The organism is Microbacterium sp. TW_SC_2 (genome assembly GCF_055361165.1).
Map to the genome: position 1 here is coordinate 2,552,043 of NZ_CM143952.1, position 20,158 is coordinate 2,572,200.

Here is a 20,158-nt window from a genome sequence, read left to right on the forward strand (position 1 = left end):
GCCAGTACGACAGCCACCGCGGCATCCGTCCGTCGAGGGATGGGATCAGCCCTTCGTCGCTCCGGCCAGCAGACCGCGGACGAAGAACCGCTGGAGCGCGAAGAACACGATCAACGGGACGATGATCGAGATGAACGTTCCCGCGGACTGCAGGAACCACCGGTTGCCCCAGGTCCCGGACAGCGAGTTGAGCGCCTGCGTGATCGGCAGCGCGCCGGGCGAGGCGAAGATGGTCGCCACGAGCAGGTCGTTCCACACCCAGAGGAACTGGAAGATGGCGAACGACGCGATCGCGGGCATCGCGAGCGGAAGGATGATGCGGAAGAAGACCTGGCCGTGGCCGGCCCCGTCCACGCGTGCCGCCTCGATGACCTCACCGGGGATGTCGGAGATGAAGTTGTGCAGCATGAACGTCGCCAGCGGCAGCGCGAAGATCGCGTGCGCGATCCACACCCGCGCGAAGCTGTACTGCACCTCGTTGAGTCCGAAGCCGGGGAAGATCGGGACGTCGTTGATCGTCAGACCCTCGGAGAACAGGCTGAGCAGCGGCACGAGGGCCATCTGGATCGGCACGATCTGCAGCGCGAACACGAACACGAACAGCATGCTGCGACCCTTGAAGTCGATCCACGCGAAGGCGTAGGCCGCCAGTGATGCGAGCACGATCGGGAAGACCGTGGCCGGGATCGTGATGGCCAGCGAGTTCACGAACGCCGAGGCGAGGGTGGTCGACGTGCCTCCCGCGCTCAGCGCCTCCACGTAGTTGTCGAGCGTGAACTCGGGGTTCGAGAACGCCGTCCACCAGCCGCTCGTCTGCGTGTCGGCTCCGGGGCGGAAGGAGGTGACGAAGAGTCCGAACGTCGGGATCGTCCAGAAGATGGCGATGATGACGGCCGCGATGGTCGCGCCCTTCGACGTCAGCTTCTTGTGCGCGATCGCCTCGTTGCGTCGGGTGTCTCGCTCGACCTGGCGCTTCGTGCGCGTGTCGGCGACGACTGCTTGTGTCGCGCTCATCAGCGGATCTCCCTCTGCTTGGCCAAGGATCGGGCGTTGTAGATGATCAGCGGGAGCACGAACAGGAACAGCACCACGGCGAGCGCCGAGGAGTGTCCGTAGCTCTGGAACCGCTGCTGCTGGTTCACCATCTCGAATCCGAGGACGGTGGTGTCGTCGCGGCCGCCCGTCATGACGGCGACGATGTCGTAGACCTTCAGCGAGGCGATCGTCACCGTCGTGAGCACGACGATCAGCGAGGAGCGGATGCCGGGCACCGTCACGTTCCGGAACCGCTGCCAGGCGTTGGTCCCGTCGAGCTCGGCGGCCTCCATCTGCTCGATCGGTACCGCCTTGATCGCCGCGGAGAGGATCACCATGGCGAAACCGGTCTGCATCCAGATGAACACGACCAGCAGCATCAGGGTGTTGATGATCGGCTTCACGGCGAGCCACTGCACGGGGTCGCCGCCGAACCCGGTCACGATCGCGTTCAGAAGACCGATCTGGTCACCCTGGCGGGCGTCGTACATGAACTTCCAGATGATGCCGCCGCCGACGAACGAGATCGCGACCGGCATGAACACGAGGACCTTCAGGAACTTCTCGCCCCGGGCCCTGTCGATGAAGACGGCGTAGGCGAGACCGATCACGACCGAGATCGTGGGGGCGAGGAGCGCCCACAGGATCGTGTTGATGACCGACGCGGTACCGGTGGGGTTGGTGAACACCCAGTAGTAGTTCTCGAGGCCCACGAACTCGGCACCGGTCTTGTCGAAGAACGATTTGAAGATGGTGGAGATGGCGGGGTAGATGAGGCCGAGGATCAGCATGGTCGCGGCCGGGGCCATGAAGAGCACGAGCTGGAACAGGTAGCCGGCTCCCTGGCGCGAGCGGTAGTCGGCGAAGAACAGCAGCGCACCCACGAGCAGCGCGATGGCGACGACGTACAGGACGGCGTTCGCGTACGGGCGCAGCAGCAGGAACGCGAGCACCGGGATCACGAGGCACGCGGCCAGGCGCATGATGAAGTAGCCGCGGCCGGCACGCGGTGCGTATTCGATGAGGACCAGCACGACCACGACGACGACGCCGAAGGCGAGCAGGACCGCCGGGATCTGGACGAGCGGAGACATCCCGCCGAGCCAGACGAAGAAGCTGTTGAGCGAGAAGCCGATCGTGATGCGAGCCGACTCTTCGGTGGAGGTGGTGAAGACGAGCCCCAACGCCAGCGCGACGAGGAGCACGAAACCGACCACGACGACGATGCGGGTGAGTCGGCGGCCCTTCTCATCTGCTCCGTGAGTCGTCACGGGGGCGTCGGCTTTGACGGGCTGCTCGACTGTCAGTTGCGACATGGAAGTCCCCTTCTGAGTACGGCTTCGTACCCGAGCGGTGTGGATGGGGGGAACGGGGCCGGGCTCGAGAGCCCGGCCCCGTTCGGTTCAACGATGTGCGTGCGGCGAGATCAGTTCTCGTAGCCCGCCTGGATGTCGGAGAGCACCGTCTCGGTGTCCTTGCCGTCGATCCAGTCGACCATGCCCTTCCAGAACGAACCCTGTCCGACGGTGGACGGCATCAGATCGGAGGCGTCGAAGCGGAAGACCGTCGACTCGTCCTGCATGATGACCATCGCTTCCTGCAGGAACTCGCTCGATGCGAGCGTCGGGTCGGCGTTCTTGTTGGCGGACAGCACGCCGCCGAGCTTGACGCGGGCATCCGCGAACTCGGGCGATGCCATGAACTCGAGCACCTTGACCGTGGACTCGTCGTCCGAGAAGGCGGTGACGAACTCGCCGCCACCCTCGATCTGCAGTTCACCCTCGGTCAGGCCGGGAAGGACGAAGGCGTACACGTCGCCGTCGGGCGCGACGGTCGGGGTCTCGCCCTCCGCCGTCTGCACGTCGAGGAAGTTCGCCGACAGGAACGACGCCTGGTGGGTCAGCGGGCAGCTCTTGTCCGCGACGGCCGCCGCGACGTCACCGAAGGCCGTGGCGTTGATGCTCTTGACATCGCCGTAGCCCGCGTTGACGTACTCCGGGTTGAGCAGGATGCTGCCGACCGCGTCGAACGCGTCCTTGATCTCGGGGTCGGTGAACTTGACGTCGCCGGCCACCCAGTCGTCGTAGACCTCCGGACCGGACTGGCGCAGGACGAGGTCCTCGATCCAGTCGGTGCCCGGCCAGCCGGATGCCGCGTCGGACGCGAAGCCCGCGCACCAGGCGGGCTGGCCCGTCTTCTCGACGATCGTGTCGGTGAGCTCGATCATCTCGTCCCACGTCTTGGGAACCTCGACACCCCACTCCTCGAAGCTCGACGGCGAGTACCAGACGTAGCCCTTGAGGTTGGCGAGCATCGGCGCCGCGTAGAACGTGTCGTCGAACGTGCCGTACTTCTTCCAGTCCTCGGACCAGTTCTCATCGACGGCGGCCTCGACCGCCTCCGGGGCGGCCATGACCTTGCCGGTGTCGACCAGGGTCTTCAGCAGACCCGGCTGCGGCACGATCGCGATGTCGGGGGCGTCACCACCGGTCACCTTCGTGACGATGTTGCCCTCGAACGACTTGTCGCCGGTGTACTCGACCTTGATGCCGGTCTCTTCGGTGAAGGCGGCGAACGACTCGTTCAGGTCGTCAGCCTCGACACCCGTGATGCCGCCCGAGATCCGGACGGTCGTCTTTCCTTCTCCGCCTCCGCTGTCGCCGCTCCCGCCCTCGGCGCAGCCGGCCAGCGCGAACGCTGCGACTCCGACGAAAGCGAGGGGAGCGAGAAGGCGGTTTCGCTGTGACAAAGCCATGTGTTCTCTCCTCTGAGGTGGTTCACCTGTTCACCCGGAGGAGCATCGCCGCATCCATTGGGGAACCGATTCCAGGCAAACCTACTTGCCTCTCCGCACCCCGCACAAGTCAGCGAAGATCACAAGCTCGCAACCATTGCCTCGCCCGCCGCACCGCGGATGGGAGCGCTCCCACTTCTAGGCTGTGGAACCGGTTCCCTTTTCGCCGCCGACAAGCTACGCTGACTCCCGCCTGTCGCATCGTCGACAGCGCGGGCGCCGGGCGCCGGGCGGGTCGAGGAGGACCGATGAGCACGATCGCGGACGTTGCGGCGCGCGCCGGGGTCTCGAAAGCCACGGCCAGTCGCGCACTGACCGGGCGGGGCTACGTCGCGGAGGCGACACGCCAGCGCGTGGCGCAGGCCGCCGACGCCCTGTCGTACATCGCGCACTCCTCCGCCACGAGCCTGGCCACCGGCCGCACCCAGACCGTCGCCGTCGTGATGCCCTCCGTCGACCGCTGGTTCTTCGCCGAGCTGCTCGCCGGTGTGCAGGACGCCCTCTTCGCCCGCGACTACGATCTGTCGCTCTACGGCATCCCCGAGGGATCGGAGACCCGGCACCGGCTGTTCGAGAGCGTGCTCCCCCGCCGCCGGTACGACGGCATCATCGCCGTGGACATCCAGCCGAGCGCGCTCGAGCTCGAGCAGCTGCAGCGCATCGGGCGTCCGCTCGTCAGCGTCGGACCGTACAGCGAGGGATCGAGCTCCGTGTCCATCGACGACGCCGCCGCCGCGCGCATCGCGTCCGAGCATCTGATCGAGCTCGGCCACACCGACATCGCCTTCGTCGGCGGACAGACCGATATCGCGGAGACGAGCGTCGGCGACGCGCGACGCCTTCACGGCTACCAGGACGCGCTGACGTCGGCGGGCCTCTCCGCCCGCCTCCGGGTGGCGGATGCCGCCCCCACGATGCCGGGCGGGTACGCCGCCGCCGCCGGGCTGCTGGGCGATCGCCGCCATCGTCCGACGGCGATCGTCGGCGTGTGCGACGAGGCCGCGATCGGCGCGATCATCGCGGCCCGTCGCCTCGGGATCGCCGTACCGTCCGAACTCAGCGTCGTGGGCATCGACGACCACCGGCATGCGGAGATGTTCGCCCTGACGACGATCGGGCAGTCGCCGCGGGAGCAGGGGGACGAGGCGGTGCGCCTCCTGACCCTGCGGATGAGCGACCCCGACGCCCCGCTCGAGCACGTCGCGGCGGCCTCCACGCTGGTCGTGCGCAGTTCGACCGCCGCGCCGCGCTGAGGATCGCGCCCCGGACGGACGGCATCCCCGCGGTCCCCCGCAGACGCACGAAGGCCCCGGGGGTGAACCCGGGGCCTTCGTGAAGAACGCTGAAGCGTGATTACTTGAGGGTAACCGTCGCGCCGGCCTCTTCGAGAGCAGCCTTGGCCTTCTCGGCGGCTTCCTTGTTCGCGCCCTCGAGCACGGCCTTGGGAGCACCGTCGACGACAGCCTTGGCCTCGCCGAGGCCGAGCGAGGTGAGCTCGCGGACCGTCTTGATGACCTGGATCTTCTTGTCGCCGGCAGCCTCGAGGATGACGTCGAAGGAGTCCTTCTCCTCAACCTCTTCTGCAGCGCCTGCGCCACCCGCACCGGCGACGGCGACGGGGGCAGCAGCGGTGACCTCGAACTTCTCCTCGAACGCCTTGACGAAGTCGTTGAGCTCGACGAGGGTCAGGCCGGCGAACTGCTCGAGCAGCTCCTCAGTGGTGAGCTTAGCCATGATGTATCTCCTAATAGATGGGGTTTGTTGAACGAGAACGTCAGGTCGCTTACGCGGCCTCGGCGGTCTCCAGCTTTTCGCGAAGAGCATCGATGGTGGCGGCAGCCTTGCCCATCGTCGCCTTCATCATGCCCGCAGCCTTCGCCAGCAGAACCTCACGGCTCTCGAGCGCGGCGTACTTGTTGACCTCGTCGGCAGAGAGGGCGTTGCCCTCGAAGATGCCGGACTTGATCACGAGAAGCGGGTTGGCCTTGGCGAAGTCACGAAGAGCCTTGGCAGTGGCGACGAAGTCACCGTGCACGAACGCGACGGCAGACGGACCCTTGAGGTCGTCGTCCAGCGCGGTGATGCCAGCCTTGTTGGCGGCGATCTTGGTCAGCGTGTTCTTCACCACGGCGTACTCAGCGTCCTGACGGATGCTGTTGCGCAGCTCCTTGAGCTGGGCAACCGTCAGACCGCGGTACTCGGTCAGCAGAACGGCGGACGAGTTCTCGAATGACTTCGTGAGCTCGGCAACCGATGCATCCTTCTGCGCCATGGTCACTCCTTGGTGTGTACGAGGCGCCTCACGGTGGCGAGGCGCCGACCTCGACCTCGCTGCAACAGAAAAGCTCCGGCGCAAGCGCACGGAGCTTTGAGAAGTTCGTGTCCTGCGCGGGCCCCTGCGATGCAGAGCTTCAATCACCATGCACTCTCGCGCACGACGATGACCAGCGGTCTTCGGTTGCTCTCAGGGTACCCCACGGAACACCGAGGCCCAAATCGGTGGTGGAGGGGCCGGCGACGGTCGGCCGGGTCAGCGGCGGTCGGCCGCCCTCCCCCGGTGCCCGGCGAGGGCGTCGGCTGCGCGGATGAGGGTGAGGTGCGAGAGCGCCTGAGGCGTGTTGCCCGCCTGCCGCGCGTGCGGCACGTCGTACTCCTCGGACAGCAGTCCCAGATCGTTCGTCATCGCGATCAGTCGCGCCATCAGATCACGGGCCTCGTCGAGGCGACCGGTCGCCGCATACTGCTCGACCAGCCAGAAGCTGCAGGCGATGAACGGATGCTCGTCTCCGGCGAGACCGTCCACCCCCGACTCCGTGCGATACCGCAGCAGGAATCCGTCGCGGAGCAATGTGCGCTCCATCTGCTCCACGGTGCGCAGCATCCGCGGATCGTCGGCCGCGCAGAACCCCACCTGCGGAAGCACGAGCAGCGACGCGTCGACCTCGGCGGACCCGTAGTGCTGAGTGAAGTAGCCGTGCTCGGCATCCACCCCGCGTTCGTCGATCTCGGTGCGCAGTCGCTCGCGCACCCGCTCCCAGCCGTCGGCGTCGCCGGAGAGACCGTGCTCCCGGACAGCGCGAACACCTCTGTCGACCGCGGCCCACATCATGACGCGCGAGTGCGTGAACCACTGCGGCTCGCCGCGGATCTCCCAGATGCCGTTGTCAGGGCGGTCGATCGAGGCGATCACATGCTCGATGAGCGCCCGTTGCAGGGGCCACGAGAAGCTCCCCTCCTCCACCCCCGCGATCCGCGCCGCCTCGAGCGCCACCAGCACCTCGCCGATCACGTCGCCCTGGTACTGGTCGACGGCGCCGTTGCCGATGCGCACCGGCGCCGCGCCGTCGTAGCCGGGCAGGCTGGTGAGCTCGCGCTCGACCAGGTCGCGCTCTCCGGCGATGCCGTACATGATCTGCACCTCGCTCGGCTCTCCGGCGACCGCCCGCAGCAGCCAGCGTCGCCAGTGATGCGCCTCCGCGAGGAAGCCGTGGGCGATCAGTGCCTCCAGCGTCAGGGCGGCATCCCGCAACCACACGAACCGGTAGTCCCAGTTGCGAGACCCGCCGAACTCCTCGGGCAGCGAGGTGGTCGCGGCGGCGACGATCCCGCCGGTGTCCCTGTTGGTGAGGGCCCGGAGCACCAGCAGCGAGCGGACGACCTCGTCGCGATACGGGCCGTCGTGCGCGATGCCGCTCGCCCACCCCTGCCACCACGACCGGGTCGCGGCGTACTCCCCGTCCACGTCCAGCGGCGTCGGCGGGTGCTCGTGCGAGGGGAACCAGCTGAGCGTCAGGTCGCGGACCTCGTCCGGCCCGACCGAGAACGTGCCCCGGTGCACGTGATCCTCCGCGACGAGCCGCACCCCGCGCACGATCACGGCCTCGGGCCCTGCCGTCGCCCGCAGCGCCGGGTCCTCGGGCGTGCCGACCTGGCGGACCCAGGGCAATCGGCGCGAATAGTCGAAGTGCAGCCGCAGCTCGGTGCTGAACTCGACCCGTCCCGAGACGCCGACGATCCGTCTCACGACCGCCGCACGCGTCGGATGCTGCGGCATGAACTCGTGCACCTCCGCGACCCCGGTCGCGGTCTCCCAGCGGGTGACCAGGATGAACGTGTCCGGGACGTACCGGCGATGCGGTGTCGCTTCCCGATCGAGCGGACGCAGGCTCCAGCATCCGTTTCTCGGCTCCCCCAGGAGAGCACCGAACAGGGAGGGCGCGTCGAAGCGCGGCAGGCAGAGCCAGTCGATGCTTCCGTCGCGGGAGACCAGCGCTCCGGTGCGGCAGTCGCTGAGCAGGGCATAGTCCTCGATGGGTGCGGGCATCACTCCACTCTGACATGCCTGGCTGTGGAGAGGTTACGGTGGGCACATGACCGCTCCGACCACGCTCGTGATCTTCGGGGCCGGGGGCGATCTCGCCTCCCGCCTGCTCCTCCCCGCTCTCGGCCAGCTGCTGACGCGAGAGCCGTCGCGGGCCGTGCGCATCGTGGGCGTCGACCGGCAGGAGTGGACGGACGCCGACCTCGCCGCCGTCGTCCGCGCGTCGTTCGCGACCATGGGTGCCGACGACGCCGCATCCCGCGTGGAGGTCGCGTACCGCCGAACGGACATCACGCGCGCCGACGACCTGCGCCCGCTGCTGGCCGAGTGCAGCGGGCACGTGGCCCTGTACTTCGCCGTGCCGCCGGCGATCGCCGCGGCCTCGATCGCGGCGATGTCACCAGACATGCTGCCGGACGGCGCGATGCTCGTGATGGAGAAGCCCTTCGGCACCGACGAAGCCAGCGCTCGCGCACTGAACGAGACGCTGACCGCGCTCGTCCCGGAGAGCCAGGTGTTCCGCGTCGACCACTTCCTCGGGCGGTCCACCACCCTGAATCTGCTCGGGGCGCGCTTCGCCAACCGCATCCTCGAACCCCTCTGGTCGGCCGAGAGCATCGCCGCGGTCGACATCGTCTACGACGAGTCCCTCGCCCTGGAGGGACGCGCGGGGTACTACGACGCCGCGGGCGCGCTGGTCGACATGATCCAGAGCCACCTCCTCCAGGTTCTCGCCGTGCTCGCGATGGAAGAGCCGGCCACGCTCGACGAGGTCGACTTCCGCGCCGCGACCGGTGCGGTGCTGCGTGCCACCTCGGTCTGGGGCGGTGATCCGGTGGCGTCGTCGCGCCGCGCACGCTATACCGCGGGCACGATCAAGGGCGTCGACAAGCCGTCGTACGTCGACGAGCCCGGGGTCGACCCCGCACGGCAGACCGAGACGCTCGCCGAGGCGACCTTCGAGGTGCGCAATGCGCGGTGGGCCGGGGTGCCGTTCCGCCTGCGTTCGGGCAAGGCGCTCGGGGAACCGGCGACCGAGATCGTCGTGCACTTCCGCCCCGTCCGACACGTGCCGACGGGGCTGACGGGGACATCCGAGGGGGCGGTCCTCCGCTTCTCGCTCGGGCCCGACCGGATCTCGCTCGAACTCAACCTCAACGCCGCGGAGGATCCCTTCGAGCTGGAGCGCGCGACGCTCTCCGCCGAACTCGGCGAAGGCGCGCTCAAGGCCTACGCCGAGGTGCTGTCCGGCGTCCTGGACGGCGATCCCCTGCTGGCGGTGCGCGGAGACGCGGCGGAGCAGAGCTGGCGCATCGTCGCACCGATCCTCGAGTCGTGGCGGCGCGGCGAGGTACCGCTCGAGGAGTATCCCGCCGGTTCCGCCGGCCCCGCGCCCCGCTGACCTGCCTTCCTCCCTACCTCCCTACTTGCTGCCTTTCTGCCGACCCACCCCTTTTTGTGCGACCCGGCCCTCTGTGTGCACACACAAAAGGGTGGTTCGGGGACAAAGGGGTGGTTCGGGGACAAAGGGGTGGTTCGGGGACAAGGGGCCGGGTCGGGGGCGCTCCTCATCACGCGGGTCGGCGGCGGTGTGCGAACAGACCCACCGCCCGGAAGAAGGATTCCGCGGCGGCGGATGTCGCGACGTGCTCGCTCCTCACCCGCACGACTCTCCACCCGGTGACCGCACGCACCCAATCCTCGCGGACCTTCTCCCCCCACACGACGTCCTCGGCGGAGCGTTCCCCGCGCAGCGCGCCGTCGCGGTATTTCGCACGGCCGTCGCACTCGAGGAACGTCTGCGACTGGTCGATGGCGATGTCCATCCAGAAGCGACCGCCATCCGCACGGTCTACCGGGACCTGCAGGCGCGGCCGGGCGAAGCCGGCCTGATGGAGGCGGTAGCGCGTGACGCTCTCCAGCGGCAGCTGCGCCCTGCCGTCCGCGAGGTCGACGATGCGTCGGGCTTGAAGGATGCCGCGCGCGCCCGGTCGACGCGCTCGCGCTGCGAGTTCCCCGAGCAGGGCGTCGGCCGCCTGATCGTCGAAGTCCCAGGGGTCGCCCCCGACCAGGGCGAGCGCTGCGTCGGCCACCGCCAACGCCGCTTCGGGTGCGACCGTGCGGGCGACGTCGAACACGGTCCGGGCGAGCGACGTGCAGCGTAGTCCCCGGATCTCCGCGATGTCGGCGCCGGGAATCGACCCTTCATGTCGGAGGATCCCGGTGGTGCTGTGCCGCTGATTCGGCGTGGTGAGCGCGTGCACGCGCGTCGGGCGCACACGGTACAGCGGCAGCCCCCACAGCACGGCGGCCGACACGTGCGAGAACACCGGGTCGCTTCCGGCCTCGGAGAATGCCGTCGCCAGCACCTCCGCCCGATGACGGGACTCCGGGGACAGGCCGCTCCAGTGCTTCTGCTCCATGAACCACCCTCGACGCACGCGGTGCAACCGCCGCGACTCGATCGCCGTCCCGAGGCTGCGTGAACTCCACCCCTCCTCGCGAAGGCGTCGACTGCTGAGGAGGGCATCGGAGATCGTGTCGATCGTCGCGTGAACCATGCGCCGATCCTGCGGGTCTCGGACGCGCCGCGGGACGGCGAAGGGCGGATTGTGGAGCATCCCCCGAGGTTCGCCCCCTGTGCAGGAAGCAGGACCTCCCACCTCCCTCCTCCCCTCCTCCCCCCCCTCGTCCTGTTCGAGCCACCCCTTTCTGCTCGAGCCACCCCTTTGTGTGCGTATTTATCGGGGTGGGTCGAACACAAGGGGGCCGGTCGGCACGGGAGGGGTGGGTCGAACACCAGGGGGGCGGCGTGTATGCGGATCGACGTCGGCGGACCGGGTTAGGGTCGAGGAGTGAACCCCGAACTCGCCGCACGCATCGTCGCGGACTCCCGCGATCGCGTGGCGTGGATGCGGGCCCGCTCGCGGGGCATCACGGCCACCGATGTCGCGGGTCTCACGAGCGAGAGATCGATCGCCCGCGCGGCCGACTCCAAGCTCGGCGGCGGACCGCGCTTCGGCGGCAACGTGTACACCGATCACGGACGCCGTCGCGAGCCCGAGATCGCCGCCTGGGTCGCCGCGACCCACGGCATCCTCCCCTCCTCCGCCCTGTTCCGCGCCGAGGTCGAGCATCGCCACCTCGCCACTCCCGACGGGGTCGCCGTCGACGCGCAGGGCCGCGTGAAGCTGGCCGAGATCAAGACCACGAACAAGGCGTTCCGCGGCATCCCCCGCACCTACCTGCGCCAGGTGTGGTGGCAGCAGCACGTGCTCGGCGCCGAACGCACACTCTTCGTGTGGGAGGAGCACGTCGACTTCGCGCCGATCCACGACGAGCCCCGCTGCCTGTGGATCGACCGCGACGACCGGGAGATCGCGAAACTGGTGAGCCTCGCGACCGCGCTGATCGATGAGCTCTATCGTCGGACCACGGGTCAGCAGCCGCCGTCGCGCCTGGTCGATCCCGTCGCGAGCCGTCGCGAGCAGCTGCGCGAACGCGACGCCTTCCGCGCCCTGGCACTGGCCGAGTAGAGGCACCGCGGGCGCCGGCCCCTCAGGTGCACGTGTTGTTGCCGCCGAGTCCGAGCAGTCCGCCGACCGACAGCGTTCTGGTCGCCGCCGGAGACACCCAGGACGTCCCTGCGATCGCCTGGACCCGCACCGTGTTCGACGCGCCGAGCAGAGAACCCAGCAGGGTGTTCAGTGCCGACGAGCTCACGGTCGTCGAGTACGAGTACGGACCCGTGCCGCTCTGGGTGACACCCGCGTTGTCGACGGCGACGGCATTGATCGACAGCCGTTGCTGCGCCTTGACGTACGGTGACGTCCAGGCGATCGTGAACCCCGTGAACGTGCCGAGGAAGCTTGTCACCGTGCAGGAGGTGATCACCGGCGTCACCAGCGTCGACGCCTGCAGGGACGCGGCGGTGTGCTCGGTGTCGGTGAACCGCGCCTCGGTCAGCGGCACGGGGGGCAGCAGCGCCGCGCCGACCAGCAGGGCGAGTCCCGCCGCGCCGGCCAGTACGCGCCGGGGGGAATGACGCCGCTCGACCGGGCGCTCCCCCGCCGGACGCCTTCGGTCCGGGCCCGCTCCGACCGTCTCGGTCATTGCCGGCCCGCCTCTCGGGAGTCACTCCGCCGATGGCTCGCGCCCACCAGCAGCGTGCCGACGGCGACGAGCATGCCGCCGGCCCCGAGCACCCAGGGCGTATTCGAGGGAAGACCCGTCGTCGCCAGCCCGTCGCCGTCGGGTCCGATCGTGACGGATTCGCCGGCGCCGCGGGCGATGACGCGGATGTCGGTGCTGCCCCCGTCCCCGCCCGGGCCGAGGGCGACCACGAGGCGGATGTGCGCCTCCTCGGTGTCGGCGACGTCCGTGATCGCGATCTCACCCCCGTCACGCGGCATCCTCCACCCCGAGCGAAGCAGCGCCTCACCCCCGGGGCACCCCGCGGACTCCCACTCGGTGTCGCAGACGGCGATGTCGACGACGAGAGGCGCATCCCCCCGCGCGCTGACCGCGATCTGCACGACGCCGGGGTCGGGCGCATCCGCCGTCACGGCCACGTCCCACCGCACCGGGACCCCCGGACGCAGAGCGGATGCCGCGTCCCAATCGGCCACGGACACCAGTCGGATGACCTCGCCCTGCACCACCTGAGTGGTCGGAGCCGCCCAGGCGGGCGTCGGCAGCGCGACGACGACGGCCGCGACGCAGGCCACCGCGAGGATCGCGGGAGCAGACCCCGCCCCCCTTCGCCAGCCCCATCCCCCGCTCCGCCGCACCATCAGCCGTCCCCCTCGGCAGGGCGCCGGTCGGCGCGCGGCCAGAAGGCCCAGATCACGAGCGCCGTCGCCGCCAGCGTCAGGGCACCCAGGACGATCGGGTTGCCCATTCCCGCGATGATCACGGCGATGCCGGGAATCGAGAAGAGCACGATGCGCACCGAGGAGACGGCGTACGGGAAGGCATCCTCCGACGCGTTCGCATCGCCGCGCATCGTGATGAGGCGTTCCGTCTCCGTGGCGCCCGGCTCGATCCCGGTCACGCGGTGGGTCACCGGGAGCTCGCCGTCGCGGTCCACCGTCACCACGTCGCCGACCTCGATCTCGGCGGCGTCGATCCGCTGCACCACCGCGACGGAGCCCGCGGGGATGGTGGGCGACATCGAGCCGGTGCTGAACATGATCAGAGTGATCTGCGCGGTCACGGCGAGCACGACGAGGACCATGCAGACCGCCCCGCCCGCTGCGGCGGCCCACAGCAGGATGTCGGTGAGGGCGGAGCCGAGGCGCGAGCGCCTGGTGCGCCCCGCAGCCGCGGCGGCGCCGGTCGGCGGCCCGCCGCTGCCCACCGTCCGCTCGCGCAGACTGCGCCGCGTCACCGGTGCGCTCATCCGTGCCTCCGTCTCGTCCGCCTCGGCATCCGGTCCCCTACGCGGAGGTGCCCGCGAACTGCCAGGTCTGCGACATCGTGAGCCCCTGGGCCGCATTCGGGGCGGTCGTGGGCAGCGTCACCGCGATGCAGTAGTTCACCTGCCCGACGCCGTTCGCAGCCACCGCCTGCGTGGTCGAGCCGTTCGCGGTCAGCACCGACCCGTCCGCAACCACCGCCGTGCCCGCCGGATAGGTGGCGGCGCTGCAGGAGGTGCCGGCGATCGTGCGCACCCCGTACGTGAGGTACGTGGCGAGCCCGGTGCCGCCGGGGGTTCCGGCGGTGAGCTGGACCGTTCCTGCCACGGAGGGATTCGCCGTCTTCACACTGAAGAGTGCATAGGTGGTGCTTCCCGGGGCCATGGCGGTCGGCGCGAGGGCGAAGGTCAGCGCCGCCGCTGATCCGGCCGTGGCGTGGTCTGTGAAAGCGGTGCCGTCGGTCGCCCCGACGATGCCGAACCTGCCGGCTTGGAACGTCGCCGTCGCGAACTCGGCGTCGTTCCAGGCGGCGAGGGTCGCTGCCGCACCGATACCGAAGACGAGCCCGCCCGCCAGGACGGCGCGAATCCGGTGAGAGCGCCGTCGCCTCGCCTCCCGCCTCCCTCTGCGGGTCGTCATCAGCGGCTCAGCTCGTCGAGATGGCCGTGAACTTCCAGGTCGCCGTGGTCGCGGTGCCCTGTTCCAGGGTCGCATCCGCGGTCACCACGAAGCACAGCTGCACGGCGGTCCCGGCGGTGGCGGCATCCGCGCCCTGCACGAGCGGAACCGGCGTGATGCCGGTCTGCGCGTCGAGCGTCGCACCGGTCGCGATCGGGGTGCCGGTGGCGGATGCGGCATCGCAGGTGGCACCCGGTGCGAGCGCGTAGATCGCGTACCCGAGGTGCTCCGAGTTGGACGTCGCCGCGTCGTCGGCGATCGTGCCGTTCGCGGCCAGATCGGCACCGCTCGTGGTGCCCGCCGCGAGACGCACCCAGAATCCCGCGTAGACGGCATCCCCGGGTGACATGTCGTTCACCACATCGGCGGGCAGATCGAAGGCCAGCGCCGCCGCGGTATCGCCATCGTCGACGTTGTGGTCGCTGTAGTTCAGGTCGACGTCGCCGGCGGTCGAACCCTCGAGGTTGAACGATCCGGACGTGAAGGTCCCGGTCGCGAACTCGGAGTCGTTCCACGCGGCGAGGACGGCAGCGACACCGACCCCCAGTACGAGCCCTCCGGCGAGGACCGCGAGGACCTTGCGACGATTCTGCGTGGTGGTCATGAGTTGTTCCCCCTCAGGAATCGGTGCTCCGGCGCGATGCCGGGAAGTCACCCCTCAGCGACCTGCAGCACCCATGTGTGCACTTTCATCCTCTCTGCGGAAACCCCAGGCGACAAGGTGAAAACGCGCACGAACAGCACTCATTTCGCGCATCCGCGAATCGTGGCTGGATCAGCGTTCCAGTACAGCGCGCGCTTCCGCGGCCACTTCGTTGGCGATGGTGTCGAGCAGGGTGGAGCGCAGATTCCACTGCTGCCAGTACAGCGCGACGCGCAGCGTCGGTCCGCCGAGGCGCACGAGCTCCTCGGAGCCCTGGAGCAGTGGCAGCATCCCCCAGCCGAGCCCGAGCTCGACCGCCAGGGCGTAGTCGTGAGAGGCCGGAACGTAGTGGCGCGGCACGCCGGGATGGGCGACTCCGCGCTCGCGCAACCAGCGATGCTGCAGGGTGTCACGACGATCGAAGTCGACGAACGGCGCCTGCGCGAGTGCGGAGGCCGTCACCCCGTCGGGGAACCAGCGGTCTGCGAATGCCGGCGCAGCCACCGCCTCATACGCGAGGACACCGAGCGGGGTGACCGAGCAGCCCGCCACCGCGACGCGCTCGCTCGTGACCGCCGCCATCACCGTGCCGGATTCGAGCAGCCGGGCCGTGAAGTTCTGGTCGTCCCGGTGCAGGTCGAAATCGACGGAGTGTCGCGTGGAGAGTCGGGCCAGCGGCGCCAGGAACCACGTGGACATCGAGTCGGCGTTGACCGCGAGCGGCACGGTGATGCGCCGGTTCGCACTCTCGGCATCCAGCCCGACGCCGGCCAGCGCCTCGTGTTCGAGAAGATCGATCTGCCGGGCGAGCCGCACCACCGCCTCCCCGGCCTCGGTCAGCCGCGCCGGCTTCGCGCGCACGATGAGGATGCGGCCGAGCTGCTGCTCGAGCGATTTCAGGCGCTGACTGACGGCAGACGGCGTGATGCGCAAGCGGCGCGACGCAGCGTCCAAGGTGCCCTCGTCTGCGACGGCCGCCACGGTCGCCGCCAGTTCCGGATCGATTCTCACATTAGTGATGCTAATGGGAAGAAAGGAATCTTCACTGGTGATGAAGCCCACCGGTTCCTAGTCTGGGGTGATGCTCTCTGCTCTCGCCGGTCTCGGCCTCGGCCTCTCGCTGATCGTCGCCATCGGCGCGCAGAACGTCTTCGTGCTCCGCCAGGGCATCCGACGCGAGCACGTGATCCCGGTCATCCTGATCTGCGCGATCTCGGATGCCGTCCTGATCCTCGCCGGCGTGGCCGGACTGGGGGCGTTGATCTCCGCCGCCCCCTGGCTGGTGCCCGTGGCTCGCTGGGCAGGTGCGGCCTTCCTGCTGGTCTACGGCATCCTCGCCGCCCGCCGCGCCTGGCGCGGTGATTCCGCTCTCCCCGACACTCCGGCGCGGGACACGGACCCCGGCGCCCCTGCAGGCACGACGAGATCGACGACGACCGGTCTCGCCGCGACCGTGACCACGGCTCTGGCGCTCACCTGGCTCAACCCGCACGTCTATCTCGACACGGTCCTCATGCTCGGCTCCATCGCGGCCACGCACGGCGCGGAGCGCTGGCTGTTCGCCGCCGGGGCCGTGACCGCCAGCATCCTGTGGTTCACCGCGCTCGGCTTCGGCGCCCGCTATCTCGGACGCTGGCTGCGCTCCGCCTTCGCGTGGCGCATCCTGGACGCCGCCATCGCCGTGGTGATGATCGTCATCGCGGTGAGTCTTGTCGTCCCGGTGCTCGGGGGCTGAGAGACGGCGCCGCTCACCCGTCGCGCCAGTGCCGGAGCCCGCCCATCTTGTACTCCCTGATGCCGTCCCAGGCGTAGAAGATCAGCGTCTTGAAGCCCACGAAGCCCTCCGGCCAGTCGTAGTCGCACACCACGACCGATCCTGCGCCGCTCCGGTTGTAGCAGGACCAGACCTTGTTCTGACCGTTCACCGTCATGGTGATCCGCGCCATCACCGGGTTCCCGTCGGCGCAGTGATCCCGGACCGTGACGTAGTCGCCGGAGAGGGAGACCCACGCGTCGCCGACGCTCGACCGCGCGCCGTTGCAGTTCATGGATGCCCCCATGCTCACCGGTCCGACATCGACCGGTTTCAGCGCCGCCGCTGCCGCGCCCCCACCCCCGACGAACAGCTGCAGCGCGATGAGTCCGATGACGGCGGCCGATGCGCCGAGGCGACGTGGAGATCGCATGACACCCCCCTGGGTCCGAGATCTGCCGAAGCTACCAGCGCGAGTGATATTCCGTCAATGACGAGATCGGCTCCGGCGTTCGCAGCCCCCGCGACGCGAGACCCCCGGAGACGACGAAGAGGCCCCCGCGGGATGCGGGAGCCTCTTCGTCTGCAGAGTGCGTCAGATGGCGTTGACGTCCAGCGGGATGCCGGGGCCGAACGTGGTCGACACCGCACCCTTCTGGATGTAGCGGCCCTTGGAGCTCGACGGCTTCAGGCGCACGATCTCCTCGAGCGCTGCGGCGATGTTCTCGTCGAGCTGCTCGGCGGTGAAGGAGGCCTTGCCCACGACGAAGTGCACGTTGGCGTGCTTGTCGACGCGGAACTCGATCTTTCCGCCCTTGATCTCCTCGACGGCCTTCGCCGTGTTCGGGGTCACGGTGCCGGTCTTCGGGTTCGGCATCAGGCCACGCGGACCCAGCACCTTTCCGAGACGACCGACCTGGCCCATGAGCTCCGGGGTGGAGACGGCGGCGTCGAAGTTGGTCCAGCCTGCGGCGACCTTCTCGATGAGCTCGGCGCCACCGACCTCGTCGGCGCCGGCGGCGATCGCGGCCTCAGCGGCCGGTCCCGTCGCGAACACGATGACGCGGGCGGTCTTACCGGTGCCGTGGGGCAGGATGACGGTGCCGCGCACCATCTGGTCTGCCTTGCGGGGGTCGACGGAGAGCTTCAGCGCGACCTCGACGGTCGAGTCGAACTTCGCCGAGCCGGTCTCCTTCGCGAGGGCGACAGCCTCGGACGGGGTGTAGAAACGGTCTGCCTCGATCTTCTCGGCGGCAGCGTTGTAAGCCTTGGACTTAGCCATGATTATTCTCCTCAGCCCTCGACCGTGATGCCCATGGAACGGGCGGTGCCGGCGATGATCTTCGAGGCGGCCTCGATGTCGTTTGCGTTCAGGTCGGCCTGCTTGGTCTCGGCGATCTGGCGGACCTGGTCCTTGGTGATCTTCGCGACCTTGACGGTGTGCGGGGTCGCGGATCCCTTGGGGATGCCGGCGGCCTTCTTGATGAGCTCCGCGGCAGGCGGGGTCTTCAGGATGAACGTGAAGCTGCGGTCCTCGTAGACGGTGATCTCGACGGGGATGACGTTGCCGCGCTGCGACTCGGTCGCGGCGTTGTACGCCTTGCAGAACTCCATGATGTTGACGCCATGCTGACCGAGCGCGGGGCCGATCGGCGGCGCCGGGTTGGCTGCACCGGCGTTGATCTGAAGCTTGATCAGGCCGGTCACCTTCTTCTTCGGTGCCATTCTCTTTCCTTTCATCGAATCGGATGCCGGGGCCCGTCGACTCGGCGCTTCGCGCCTCGCTCCGGACGAGCATCCGTTTCTCCCACGGGTCCGGCGTTTCCGGACCGTGGTCGCCTGCGCGCACGCCGAAGCGGCACACAAACCACATCAGTCTACCGGATGCGCGGCAGCCTCGTGTTCGCCCGTCCGCCACGGCGATACGGACGCCGCCGCGTACGCCGATGCGGGGCGGGACGCACACGCGAGAACGGCCGCCCCCGGAGGGACGGCCGTTCTCGAGAAGCGTGGGGTCAGACCATCTTGGTGACCTGGTCGAACGACAGTTCGACCGGGGTCTCACGCTCGAAGAGCGAGACGAGGACCGTGAGCTTGCCGCTCTCGGGCTTGATCTCGCTGATCGAACCGGGCAGGCCCGCGAACGAGCCTTCCTTGATCGTGATGGTCTCGCCGACCTCGAAGTCGACCTCGGCCGGCGTCGCACGCGCCACCGCGTGGCCACCCTTGGAGGCGATGTTCTTCGCGGTCGGGGCGTCCTTGACCTCGACGAGGGACTTCAGCATGTTGAAGGCCTCTTCGAAGCGCAGCGGCGTCGGGTTGTGGGCGTTGCCCACGAAGCCGGTGACGCCCGGCGTGTGACGCACGACCGACCAGGTGTCTTCCGTGAGCTCCATGCGCACGAGCACGTAGCCCGGGATGCGCACGCGGGTGACCATCTTGCGCTGGCCGTTCTTGATCTCGACGACGTCCTCCATCGGGACCTCGATCTGGTAGATCTCGTCCTCGACCTCGAGCGTCGACTTGCGCTGCTCGATGTTCGCCTTGACCTTGCGCTCGAAGCCCGCGTAGGAGTGGATGACGTACCACTTGCCCGGGAGCATGCGGAGGTCCATGCGGAAGGCCTCGTACGGGTCCTCCTCGGCGTCGGCATCCTCGCCGGAATCGTCGTCCGCGTCGGAGTCGGCCGGAGCGTCCTCGTCGCCGTTCACGTCCGGGCCGTCGTAGGGCTCGATCTCGGATGCCGCAGCGGCCTCCTGATCGGCCGTCTCCTCGGCCACAGCGTCGTTCAGGACCTCGGCGGCGGCTTCGGATTCTGCCGCTTCGTCCAGGTTGAGAGCGTCGTTCACAATCGCATCCGCTTCCGGGTCGTCGACCTCGATGTCTCCATCGTTGCCGGTGTCGTCTTCTTCGCCGTCCTGGTCCTCGATGTGCAGGGCGACGTGCTCGGCCGGCGTCACCGAGAGCTCTTCCGCAGCGAGGACGTTGCCCTCCTGGGCCTCGTCTTCCTCGCTGGACTGCTCTGCCGCGGTCGCCCAGTCGGCGTCATCGGAATATCGTTCAGCCACGTGTTTCTTCTCCATTGCTGCGGCCGAGGCCGCGGGGCGTCATCAGCCGGGGATTCCGAACACCCAGTGCGTCACATACGCGAACAGCGTGTCCAGACCGTAGACGATGCCCATGACGATCAGAACGAAGACGAGCACCACACCGGTGAACTTGAACAGCTCCTTGCGCGTCGGTGTGACGACTTTGCGCAGTTCGGAGATGACCTGACGGATGAACAGGGCGATGCCGCCGAAGAACCGACCGAAGAAGCCCTGCTTCTTCTCGCGGGTGGCGCCGACAGCGACGACCTCGCCGCGCGGGTCTTCCTGATCCATCCTGAATGTACCTTTCGTGTGTCAGCGTTGCGCTGACGCGCAGGGCGGACAGGAATCGAACCTGCAACCTGCGGTTTTGGAGACCGCTGCTCTGCCAATTGAGCTACCGCCCTAGAGACCGGGAGGCCTCGGGT

22 protein-coding genes and 1 tRNA gene are annotated in these 20,158 nt (G+C 68.8%); 4 read left to right on the top strand and 19 right to left on the bottom strand.

Going from position 1 to position 20,158, the window contains the following annotated elements:
- Positions 1 to 45: 45 nt before the first annotated feature.
- The 3 genes from ACWA14_RS12365 to ACWA14_RS12375 all read right to left on the bottom strand — a co-directional run bounded on the left by ACWA14_RS12365 (position 46) and on the right by ACWA14_RS12375 (position 3,790).
- On the bottom strand, positions 46 to 1,014 hold the full coding sequence (locus ACWA14_RS12365; protein WP_463793928.1) for a carbohydrate ABC transporter permease: 969 nt from the start codon (positions 1,012 to 1,014) through the stop codon (positions 46 to 48).
- On the bottom strand, positions 1,014 to 2,351 hold the full coding sequence (locus ACWA14_RS12370; RefSeq protein ID WP_463793932.1) for a carbohydrate ABC transporter permease: 1,338 nt from the start codon (positions 2,349 to 2,351) through the stop codon (positions 1,014 to 1,016). The genes ACWA14_RS12365 and ACWA14_RS12370 overlap by 1 nt, the downstream gene beginning before the upstream one ends.
- Before the next feature lie 110 nt (positions 2,352 to 2,461).
- Complete coding sequence (locus tag ACWA14_RS12375) at positions 2,462 to 3,790, bottom strand: ABC transporter substrate-binding protein (RefSeq protein WP_463793935.1); 1,329 nt, start codon at positions 3,788 to 3,790, stop codon at positions 2,462 to 2,464.
- Positions 3,791 to 4,077: 287 nt separating this feature from the next.
- Between ACWA14_RS12375 and ACWA14_RS12380 the strand changes: the two genes are divergently transcribed.
- Positions 4,078 to 5,082: a LacI family DNA-binding transcriptional regulator gene (locus ACWA14_RS12380; RefSeq protein WP_463793938.1), complete on the top strand. Its 1,005-nt coding sequence runs from the start codon at positions 4,078 to 4,080 to the stop codon at positions 5,080 to 5,082.
- Between the two features lie 100 nt (positions 5,083 to 5,182).
- Here the strand turns inward: ACWA14_RS12380 and rplL are convergent, their stop codons facing one another.
- From rplL to ACWA14_RS12395, 3 genes are all read right to left on the bottom strand, one after another.
- A complete protein-coding gene (gene rplL / locus ACWA14_RS12385) occupies positions 5,183 to 5,563 on the bottom strand; it encodes a 50S ribosomal protein L7/L12 (RefSeq protein WP_091226596.1) in 381 nt (126 codons plus the stop codon).
- A gap of 49 nt (positions 5,564 to 5,612) precedes the next feature.
- A complete protein-coding gene (rplJ, locus tag ACWA14_RS12390; protein WP_045255761.1) occupies positions 5,613 to 6,101 on the bottom strand; it encodes a 50S ribosomal protein L10 in 489 nt (162 codons plus the stop codon).
- 258 nt (positions 6,102 to 6,359) lie between these two features.
- The gene (locus tag ACWA14_RS12395; protein WP_463793941.1) at positions 6,360 to 8,153 is read right to left on the bottom strand and encodes a glycoside hydrolase family 15 protein; all 1,794 of its coding nucleotides are present in this window, start codon (positions 8,151 to 8,153) and stop codon (positions 6,360 to 6,362) included.
- Between the two features lie 46 nt (positions 8,154 to 8,199).
- Between ACWA14_RS12395 and ACWA14_RS12400 the strand changes: the two genes are divergently transcribed.
- Entirely contained in the window at positions 8,200 to 9,552 is a 1,353-nt protein-coding gene (locus tag ACWA14_RS12400) for a glucose-6-phosphate dehydrogenase (RefSeq protein WP_463793943.1), read from the top strand.
- Positions 9,553 to 9,721: 169 nt separating this feature from the next.
- Here ACWA14_RS12400 and ACWA14_RS12405 read toward each other — a convergent pair whose 3' ends face one another.
- A complete protein-coding gene (locus ACWA14_RS12405; protein WP_463793945.1) occupies positions 9,722 to 10,711 on the bottom strand; it encodes a hypothetical protein in 990 nt (329 codons plus the stop codon).
- 294 nt (positions 10,712 to 11,005) lie between these two features.
- Here ACWA14_RS12405 and ACWA14_RS12410 point away from each other — a divergent pair, with 294 nt between their 5' ends.
- Positions 11,006 to 11,686: a YqaJ viral recombinase family protein gene (locus tag ACWA14_RS12410; protein WP_463793948.1), complete on the top strand. Its 681-nt coding sequence runs from the start codon at positions 11,006 to 11,008 to the stop codon at positions 11,684 to 11,686.
- A 22-nt stretch (positions 11,687 to 11,708) separates the two neighbouring features.
- Here ACWA14_RS12410 and ACWA14_RS12415 read toward each other — a convergent pair whose 3' ends face one another.
- The 6 genes from ACWA14_RS12415 to ACWA14_RS12440 form a co-directional block, all read right to left on the bottom strand.
- The gene (locus ACWA14_RS12415) at positions 11,709 to 12,263 is read right to left on the bottom strand and encodes a hypothetical protein (protein WP_463793950.1); all 555 of its coding nucleotides are present in this window, start codon (positions 12,261 to 12,263) and stop codon (positions 11,709 to 11,711) included.
- Positions 12,260 to 12,943 (bottom strand): hypothetical protein, encoded by a 684-nt coding sequence (locus ACWA14_RS12420; protein WP_463793953.1) that lies wholly within the window; start codon positions 12,941 to 12,943, stop codon positions 12,260 to 12,262. Before ACWA14_RS12420 ends, ACWA14_RS12415 begins: the two co-directional genes overlap by 4 nt.
- A complete protein-coding gene (locus ACWA14_RS12425; RefSeq protein ID WP_463793955.1) occupies positions 12,943 to 13,551 on the bottom strand; it encodes a signal peptidase I in 609 nt (202 codons plus the stop codon). The genes ACWA14_RS12420 and ACWA14_RS12425 overlap by 1 nt, the downstream gene beginning before the upstream one ends.
- Before the next feature lie 37 nt (positions 13,552 to 13,588).
- Positions 13,589 to 14,206 carry a SipW-dependent-type signal peptide-containing protein gene (locus tag ACWA14_RS12430; protein WP_463793958.1) on the bottom strand — a complete coding sequence of 206 codons (618 nt, stop codon included), beginning with the start codon at positions 14,204 to 14,206 and terminating at the stop codon, positions 13,589 to 13,591.
- 7 nt (positions 14,207 to 14,213) lie between these two features.
- On the bottom strand, positions 14,214 to 14,849 hold the full coding sequence (locus tag ACWA14_RS12435; RefSeq protein WP_463793960.1) for a SipW-dependent-type signal peptide-containing protein: 636 nt from the start codon (positions 14,847 to 14,849) through the stop codon (positions 14,214 to 14,216).
- A 171-nt stretch (positions 14,850 to 15,020) separates the two neighbouring features.
- Entirely contained in the window at positions 15,021 to 15,899 is an 879-nt protein-coding gene (locus tag ACWA14_RS12440) for a LysR family transcriptional regulator ArgP (RefSeq protein WP_463797444.1), read from the bottom strand.
- A gap of 70 nt (positions 15,900 to 15,969) precedes the next feature.
- Between ACWA14_RS12440 and ACWA14_RS12445 the strand changes: the two genes are divergently transcribed.
- Positions 15,970 to 16,623, top strand: coding sequence for a LysE/ArgO family amino acid transporter (locus tag ACWA14_RS12445; RefSeq protein WP_463793963.1), 654 nt, complete (start codon positions 15,970 to 15,972; stop codon positions 16,621 to 16,623).
- Positions 16,624 to 16,636: 13 nt separating this feature from the next.
- On the opposite strand, the gene ACWA14_RS12450 is transcribed toward ACWA14_RS12445, so the two are convergent.
- From ACWA14_RS12450 to ACWA14_RS12475, 6 genes are all read right to left on the bottom strand, one after another.
- Positions 16,637 to 17,074, bottom strand: coding sequence for a hypothetical protein (locus ACWA14_RS12450; RefSeq protein WP_463793965.1), 438 nt, complete (start codon positions 17,072 to 17,074; stop codon positions 16,637 to 16,639).
- Positions 17,075 to 17,236: 162 nt separating this feature from the next.
- Entirely contained in the window at positions 17,237 to 17,923 is a 687-nt protein-coding gene (gene rplA / locus ACWA14_RS12455) for a 50S ribosomal protein L1 (protein WP_463793968.1), read from the bottom strand.
- 11 nt (positions 17,924 to 17,934) lie between these two features.
- A complete protein-coding gene (gene rplK, locus ACWA14_RS12460) occupies positions 17,935 to 18,366 on the bottom strand; it encodes a 50S ribosomal protein L11 (RefSeq protein ID WP_223622146.1) in 432 nt (143 codons plus the stop codon).
- Positions 18,367 to 18,656: 290 nt separating this feature from the next.
- Positions 18,657 to 19,709, bottom strand: a complete 1,053-nt coding sequence (gene nusG, locus ACWA14_RS12465) for a transcription termination/antitermination protein NusG (RefSeq protein ID WP_463793970.1) — start codon at positions 19,707 to 19,709, stop codon at positions 18,657 to 18,659.
- Between the two features lie 42 nt (positions 19,710 to 19,751).
- Positions 19,752 to 20,024: a preprotein translocase subunit SecE gene (gene secE / locus ACWA14_RS12470; protein WP_463793974.1), complete on the bottom strand. Its 273-nt coding sequence runs from the start codon at positions 20,022 to 20,024 to the stop codon at positions 19,752 to 19,754.
- A gap of 40 nt (positions 20,025 to 20,064) precedes the next feature.
- Positions 20,065 to 20,137: transfer RNA gene (locus tag ACWA14_RS12475), tRNA-Trp, on the bottom strand.
- Positions 20,138 to 20,158: the final 21 nt, after the last annotated feature.